At 48.0% G+C, this 6,471-nt stretch carries 7 protein-coding genes and 1 pseudogene; 5 read left to right on the top strand and 3 right to left on the bottom strand.

Annotation, left to right across the window (positions count from 1 at the left end; translation table 11 throughout):
* Together VIM87_RS17780 and VIM87_RS17775 are read right to left on the bottom strand one after the other, a co-directional pair.
* Positions 1 to 229 (bottom strand): annotated as a pseudogene (locus VIM87_RS17780) (2-oxoglutarate ferredoxin oxidoreductase subunit alpha); the annotation flags it as partial.
* 165 nt (positions 230 to 394) lie between these two features.
* Positions 395 to 1,189 carry a hypothetical protein gene (locus VIM87_RS17775; RefSeq protein WP_331998302.1) on the bottom strand — a complete coding sequence of 265 codons (795 nt, stop codon included), beginning with the start codon at positions 1,187 to 1,189 and terminating at the stop codon, positions 395 to 397.
* A gap of 224 nt (positions 1,190 to 1,413) precedes the next feature.
* Here VIM87_RS17775 and VIM87_RS17770 point away from each other — a divergent pair, with 224 nt between their 5' ends.
* From VIM87_RS17770 to VIM87_RS17750, 5 genes are all read left to right on the top strand, one after another.
* Positions 1,414 to 2,376: a DUF1080 domain-containing protein gene (locus VIM87_RS17770; RefSeq protein ID WP_331998301.1), complete on the top strand. Its 963-nt coding sequence runs from the start codon at positions 1,414 to 1,416 to the stop codon at positions 2,374 to 2,376.
* A 74-nt stretch (positions 2,377 to 2,450) separates the two neighbouring features.
* The gene (locus VIM87_RS17765) at positions 2,451 to 3,191 is read left to right on the top strand and encodes a Bax inhibitor-1/YccA family protein (RefSeq protein WP_089920492.1); all 741 of its coding nucleotides are present in this window, start codon (positions 2,451 to 2,453) and stop codon (positions 3,189 to 3,191) included.
* Positions 3,192 to 3,502: 311 nt separating this feature from the next.
* Positions 3,503 to 3,817: a carboxypeptidase-like regulatory domain-containing protein gene (locus VIM87_RS17760; RefSeq protein WP_331998300.1), complete on the top strand. Its 315-nt coding sequence runs from the start codon at positions 3,503 to 3,505 to the stop codon at positions 3,815 to 3,817.
* Positions 3,818 to 4,231: 414 nt separating this feature from the next.
* Entirely contained in the window at positions 4,232 to 4,912 is a 681-nt protein-coding gene (locus tag VIM87_RS17755; protein WP_331998299.1) for an RNA polymerase sigma-70 factor, read from the top strand.
* Positions 4,913 to 4,916: 4 nt separating this feature from the next.
* On the top strand, positions 4,917 to 5,915 hold the full coding sequence (locus VIM87_RS17750) for a FecR domain-containing protein (protein WP_331998298.1): 999 nt from the start codon (positions 4,917 to 4,919) through the stop codon (positions 5,913 to 5,915).
* Between the two features lie 80 nt (positions 5,916 to 5,995).
* Here VIM87_RS17750 and VIM87_RS17745 read toward each other — a convergent pair.
* On the bottom strand, positions 5,996 to 6,471 hold a 476-nt coding region (locus VIM87_RS17745), incomplete at its 5' end, for a 2'-5' RNA ligase family protein (RefSeq protein ID WP_331998297.1).

The raw sequence follows: 6,471 nt of genomic DNA, 5'->3' as shown, positions 1-6,471 counted from the left end.
GGGTAAATATACGGTTAGAGGAGAAGTGCAACTGGAAGCCGCTCACACCGGCCAGGGTACCCTGGGGGGCGCGTATTTCGGCCGGGAAGTCGGGGAAGGTGCTCAGGTCGTTCCCGATCAGGGCGGTGTTATTTGAAAACTGGCTGCCGGTAAGCTGCATCCCGTCACCACTGTCGCCGGCAAATTTTATTACTACGTCTTCTATCTGTTGAATAGGAGTGTTAGACATTGAACCTACTGTTTATTAAAGTGCAAATGTAGCATTTCACAAGGGAGTAATCCTACTCATATGCGGAATAATACGTATCTACCACAAAAGTACACAAAGCCGGTAGACTTTAATCGGCGGAAACGTTTATGGGCATTGCTTCTTGTTATGGGTAATAACTTAAAGTTATTGAAGATGCGGATCTTTTAAGCCGGCGCGTATGGCTTGCTCCACCGGATTATAGGCGTCATCCCGGCCTTCAATGACCAGCTCCTCTTTCAGCAGCAAGGGGGGCTGGGCCAAAAAGCGGGGCTCCGTACCCTGGTGTGGCTGGGCGGCATGCGCCAGAAAGGGATGGCATAGGTATACGGTACCGGCTTTACCGGTGGCCAGTATTTCGTTCCTTGCCGGCAGGCTGTCCAGCTTGCGGGCCAGCTCCATAAAGGAAAGCCCCTGCTCACCGGCAGCCTGCAGCAAACGGGCCACATCCAGGTGAGACCCCATACGGATCCTGGTAGGCGCGTCCTGCGCTCCTACATCCGAATAAAGGAATAACATGAGCAGGCCCCTGCCTTTTGACCGCACATTAATACGCCAGTCAAAATAATTACCGGGATCATCGCCCGGAAAACCGGCGTCCACATGCCAGCCGGTATCGCCGGGGTCCTGCGGAGCGGGAAAACGCACGGGGAAAGTACCTATAGCACGCGGCGGGATCCATCTTCCGGCGCCTAACAGCTGATCAAATGCACTATGCAATACCGGCGTGTTGGCAGATTGTATAAAAGGCGGCTGGGTGTACATGCCCAGCCTTACAACAGGGTTGATCCAGGTTGCCGGATCATTGGGATCACCGTTAATATCTTTCCAGAGTATCTGCCGCACTTCTTCCGCAAGGGCGGTGGGAAATGCATGGTCAATACGTACAAAACCATTATTGATAAAAGCTGTGAGCTGTGCTTTACTTAAAACTTCCTGCATGATGATGAATGTGAGATGAATGAATACAATTAGGGAACTTACCTCCGGGAAGAGGTATTATACCTGCGGGTATTGAGGAAGCTTAAAGTGTTGGCGCCATCATCATCATGTTATAAAGGTAATCATCCTTTCCGCATTTGCATAAAATGCAGATTAATCTTACCTTATTCGCCTGTTCATAAAAGCTGGTTCCACGCAGCTTCCACTAAAAAAATTCAAATTGTATGCATAAAAAATTTCTTGTTCTGGGAATGAGCTGCCTGCTGGCTGCAGGCGCTGCACAGGCAACAACACACGTCACTGCTCCCGCCCATATCATGGCCGACTCTTCCAACCTGATCGGGCGTTGGGACCTTACCATTGACCAAAACGGTAAACCGGCCCCCTCCTGGCTGGAAGTAAAGCTTTCCGGCAACCGCGCGCTGGTAGGTTATTTTGTAGGCGTTTCCGGCAGCGCGCGCCCGGTAGCCCATGTGTATTTTGACAATGGCAAGTTCCATTTTACCATTCCGCCGCAATGGGAAAAAGGCGACCAGGATTTTGTGATCGAGGGAGAGCTGGCCGGGGAAGGCATTCAGGGCACCATTACCACCAGCGAGGGCAAAACCTATAACTGGAAGGGTGTAAAAGCACCTTACCTGAAAAGAACTGCTGCGCCGGTTTGGGATAAGCCCATTAACCTCTTTAACGGGAAAGACCTGAGCGGCTGGAAAGCGTTAGGCGAAAACCAGTGGGTAGTAAAGAATGGGGTGCTTACCAGCCCACATTCCGGCGCCAACCTGATCTCCGAAAAAACCTTTACGGATTTTAAGCTGCATGTGGAATTCCGTTACCAGAAAGGCAGCAACAGCGGCGTATACCTGAGGGGCCGTTATGAAACGCAGATAGAGGATAGCCCGGCAGATGCACACCCTGCCAGTGTGCTGTTCAGCGGCATATACGGTTTCCTGGCGCCCAGCGAAATTGCAGCCCTGGGGCCTGATAAATGGCAAACCTATGATATTACCTTAATTGGCCGCATGGTAACCGTGGTAGTGAACGGCAAAACCGTGATCAGCAACCAGGAAATACCCGGCATTACCGGCGGTGCGCTGGATAGTAATGAAGGCGAGCCCGGACCGATTTATATCCAGGGAGATCATGGCCCTATTGAGTTCCGGAAGATCGTGATCACGCCTGCGAAGTAAGGTTCCGTGATCCTGGTATACCAAATATTCTTTGTATTTTTGATGTGTTAATCTGTAAACACAACATTTACACTATGGCATTATTTCAATCCAACAACCCTGTACTGAAAGAGAGTACTTTTCAACAGGCTACCCTCGTGCAGGACGGCAACGCTATGACCCTGCGCGGGACCGTAAACAAAATGGTCTTTTTACTCCTGCTGGTAATGGCGTCATCCGTTTACTCCTGGGGCATTTTTGCCAAAGGCGCATCCATCCTGCCTTACCTGGCCGGTGGCGGTATCGGCGGTTTTGTGCTGGCGCTGGTAATTGTTTTCAAAAAAGACTGGGCTCCTTACCTGGCGCCTGCCTACGCTTTGTGCGAAGGTTTGTTCCTGGGTGGTATTTCTGCTATGTACAGCAGCTTATATGAAGGTATTGTGCTGCAGGCGGTGGGCCTTACTTTTGGTACTTTTATAGCCATGCTGGTATTATACCGTGCCCGCGTGATCCGCGCTACGGAAAAGTTTAAAGCTATCGTGTTCACAGCAACGGCAGGCATTGCCATCTTTTACCTGATCGCTTTTGCGCTGCGCTTTTTCAACATCAATATACCTTTCCTGCATGAAGGCAGCACCATAGGTCTGATCTTTTCACTGGTAGTGGTAGCTATTGCCGCCTTAAACCTGATCCTGGATTTTGACCTGATAGAAAATGGTGTAGCGCAGGGTGCGCCTAAATACTTTGAGTGGTATGCATCCTTTGGTTTATTGGTAACGCTGATCTGGTTATACCTGGAAATATTACGCTTATTATCTAAGTTAAACCGCCGCTAAACAAGCAGTTTATAACTCATCCGCAAGGGCTGCCATCTTAATATGATGGCGGCCCTTCGTGTTTTAACAAGTCTATAACACAACAAAACCAACGTGCCTGCGTTTTTCTTGAAATGCTTAAAACAAGCCACAAGGGCGGGTTTAGCTAAAGAAATGTTAAATAAAGCACACACAATTTCAGGGGCCACTGTGGCATGGTAATTGTAAAATTCTATGCAGGCTGGTTCGTTGATAATCAGCAAAAGTTCTTTCAAAATCGCTATACACCGCTTACGACAGATCAGTTTTTAAACCAATTAAACGTGTGTGTTATGAATAAGATCAAAGTAAGCCTGTTAGCGCTCGCCACCATTGCCTTCGGTGCCTATGCATTTAAAGGCGTAGATGGTTCCATTACAGGCAAAGTAAGGCCGGCAGATGGGGCTACGGAAGCATGGGCGGTACAAGGGTCAGATACGTTGAAAACAGCGGTTTCTGATGGCGCATTTACCTTTAACGGTGCCAGGGCTGGTACCTACACCGTAGTGATAAATGCCAAGGATCCTTTTAAGGATGCCACCATTAACGATGTGAAAGTGGAAGATGGGAAAGCAACGGACCTGGGCGAGATCAATTTACAACAATAACCAAGAGCAATAGTTGGTTTTCATAGGGGTTAATCAAAAAGCCGGAGATACATCTGTATCACCGGCTTCTTTTTTTAGTTGGCAGTTGTAAGTTGGCAGTTGGCAGTTAGTGAAAAAGTAGTTCATATAAAATAAAGTCTTCAGATAAAGAGCCCTGTTACACTCCAATAAGGTAACAGGTCTTTTACTTTATATACTGCCTTATGACTGCCAACTGCCAACTTACGACTGCCAACTAATTTTCCTTTCCTTGTAGGGGTACCTCTCCCTTTCTCCGTTATAGTATTAAAGCAACAGTTATGGTTATAAAAAAGGATGTCCTTGTCGTAAACGGCAGCCTTTTCATCGCCTGCCTGCTTTTATTGATCGTCATTTTCAGCTACATCCTGTAAATGCCGCCAAAATCGTCACACTATGCACACACAAAGTACACCTGCCCTTGCAGGAGCTGGCATAAGTGATAGCGTACCAAATGGTAACAAAAGCTATTTTTGTGCTATGCCCGATAATGCCAGGTTACACGAATTATTACAGGATGATGAACAGGCCTTCATGGAGCTGCTCTTTAAATCCTTCTTTCCCCTTGTTTGTAAAACCATTTACCGGCTGGTACAAGATACCGCCACTGCAGAAGACCTTGCCCAGGAAGTGTTCATACGGATATGGAACCGGCGCAGCGCTTTACAGGAGGTGTATTTTAAAGCGTACCTGCACAGAGCAGCAATTAATATGGCATTAGACCACCTGGACAAGCACAAACGGCAGGGTAAACACCTGTCTATTGAAGAAGATATGATACAGCTGCCGGCCAGCTCCGGCACTGCCGAAAGTCCGCACCGCCTGAAACAAACCACGGCGCACATTCACCAGGCTATTGACCGCCTGCCGGAGAAGTGCCGGGAAATATTTATCCTGAGCCGTTTTGAGGAGATGACCTACCGGGAAATAGCCGCTACGCTCAATATTTCTGTAAAAACAGTGGAGAACCAGATGATCACCGCGTTAAAGAAACTAAGAGTATCCCTGCAGGATTACCTGGCTGTGATATTATTGGTAGCATGCAGTTCCTTATATCTTTTACTCTTACAATTTTAATGGTATGTCTTACGAGTTAGACCATATAGAAACGCTTATTGCCCGTGATATTGATAACAGCCTGAGCCCTGAAGAAAAAGAGGTGTTACAGGCCTGGCTGAATGAGGATGAGACCAACCGGCAATACTATGCTGCGCTGAAAAGCACCTGGGCGCTCACCGGCAAGGCAGATACGGATTTCACCCCCTCCACGGAAAAGAACTGGGAAGCTTTCAAACAGCAAATAACTGCTACGCCCACACGTAGTATCTTCCATACCTACCGGCATGTACTGCGTATAGCAGCCAGCGTTATACTGTTAAGCGGCGCAGCTACTGCATATTTCGTGTTCTTCAGACACCCGGAAGTATCCGTTGCCACCCTGGCGCATGAGAAGAAAACCGTTACCCTGCCGGATGGCAGCAAGGCTTACCTGAACCAGAACAGCAAGCTTACCTATGCTGCTAATTTTAAGGGTAAAGAACGTGCCGTGCATTTAGAAGGAGAAGCATTTTTTGAGGTAACACAACATACTGCACAGCCTTTTGTTGTATATGCCAGCCATACGCAAACACAGGTGCTGGGTACTGCTTTTGATGTAAAGGCTTATGATGTAAGCCAGGTAGAGGTAGCGGTAGTAACGGGTAAAGTGGCCTTTTCCAACCGTGATAACCAGCAGGAAAAGCTGCTGCTCACCGGTGGCAGCCGCGGTATTTTAAAAGATACCAAAGCACTGGAGCAAACGCGTATTGAAGATCCCAATTTTATGGCGTGGAAAGAGAACCGCCTTTCTTTCCAGGATACACGCCTGGGTGATGTGATCAATACCTTACAGAATTATTTTGATGTGCGCATAATGCTATCAGACAAGGATATGGCGCGGTTCCGCTACAATGGCACCTTTGATCCGGAACAACTTGGGAATGTGGAGAGCGTGCTGGAAGTAATATGCCCTACCATGAACCTGCGCTGGACCAGGAACCAGCAGGGTGAATATACCTTACACAAACAAATAGACCTTTAACACACAACACATAAACAGCAATAAAAAGCCCCCCGGTAAACGGAGGGCTTTTTTATTTATAAGATCATATCTTATTCAGATCAGGCGGGGGTTGCACCACCACCCAGCTTACATTTCTGCAACACTTCCCATGATTTGCCGTTATGGCGCAGGAAGTACAGGTTATTTACCTTAAAGCTGGCCTGGTATTCTTTGTTCTCATACTCGGGCCATGCTTTGTTGAACTGATCATCTTCCAGGTCTTTAAAGGCCACGGTAACGTGCGGGGTAAAACCGGTGCGGGCCAGCATGGTGCTGAAGCCAAATTCCTTGCGCAGGAAGTTGATCAGCTGCCGGTGCATAGCAGACATGGTTTCACTCTTTTCTACGTTAATGAACAGTACACGGTTCTGCTTATTGGGGAAAGTACCAAAGCCATTCAGGGATACCTCAAAAGGCGCCTGGCTTTTTGCAAATTCAGCCAATTCATCGCAGAAGGCTTTTTCCAGTGCAGGATCAGCCGTGAAAGGTACCTGCAGGGTAATATGCGGCAATACTTTCAGTGCGTAAGTAGGGC

The sequence above is a fragment of the Chitinophaga sp. genome, from assembly GCF_036569125.1.
Classification (GTDB): Bacteria; Bacteroidota; Bacteroidia; order Chitinophagales; family Chitinophagaceae; genus Chitinophaga.
The sequence above is the reverse complement of the archived record's forward strand: the minus strand, read 5'-3'. Positions and strand labels throughout refer to the sequence as shown.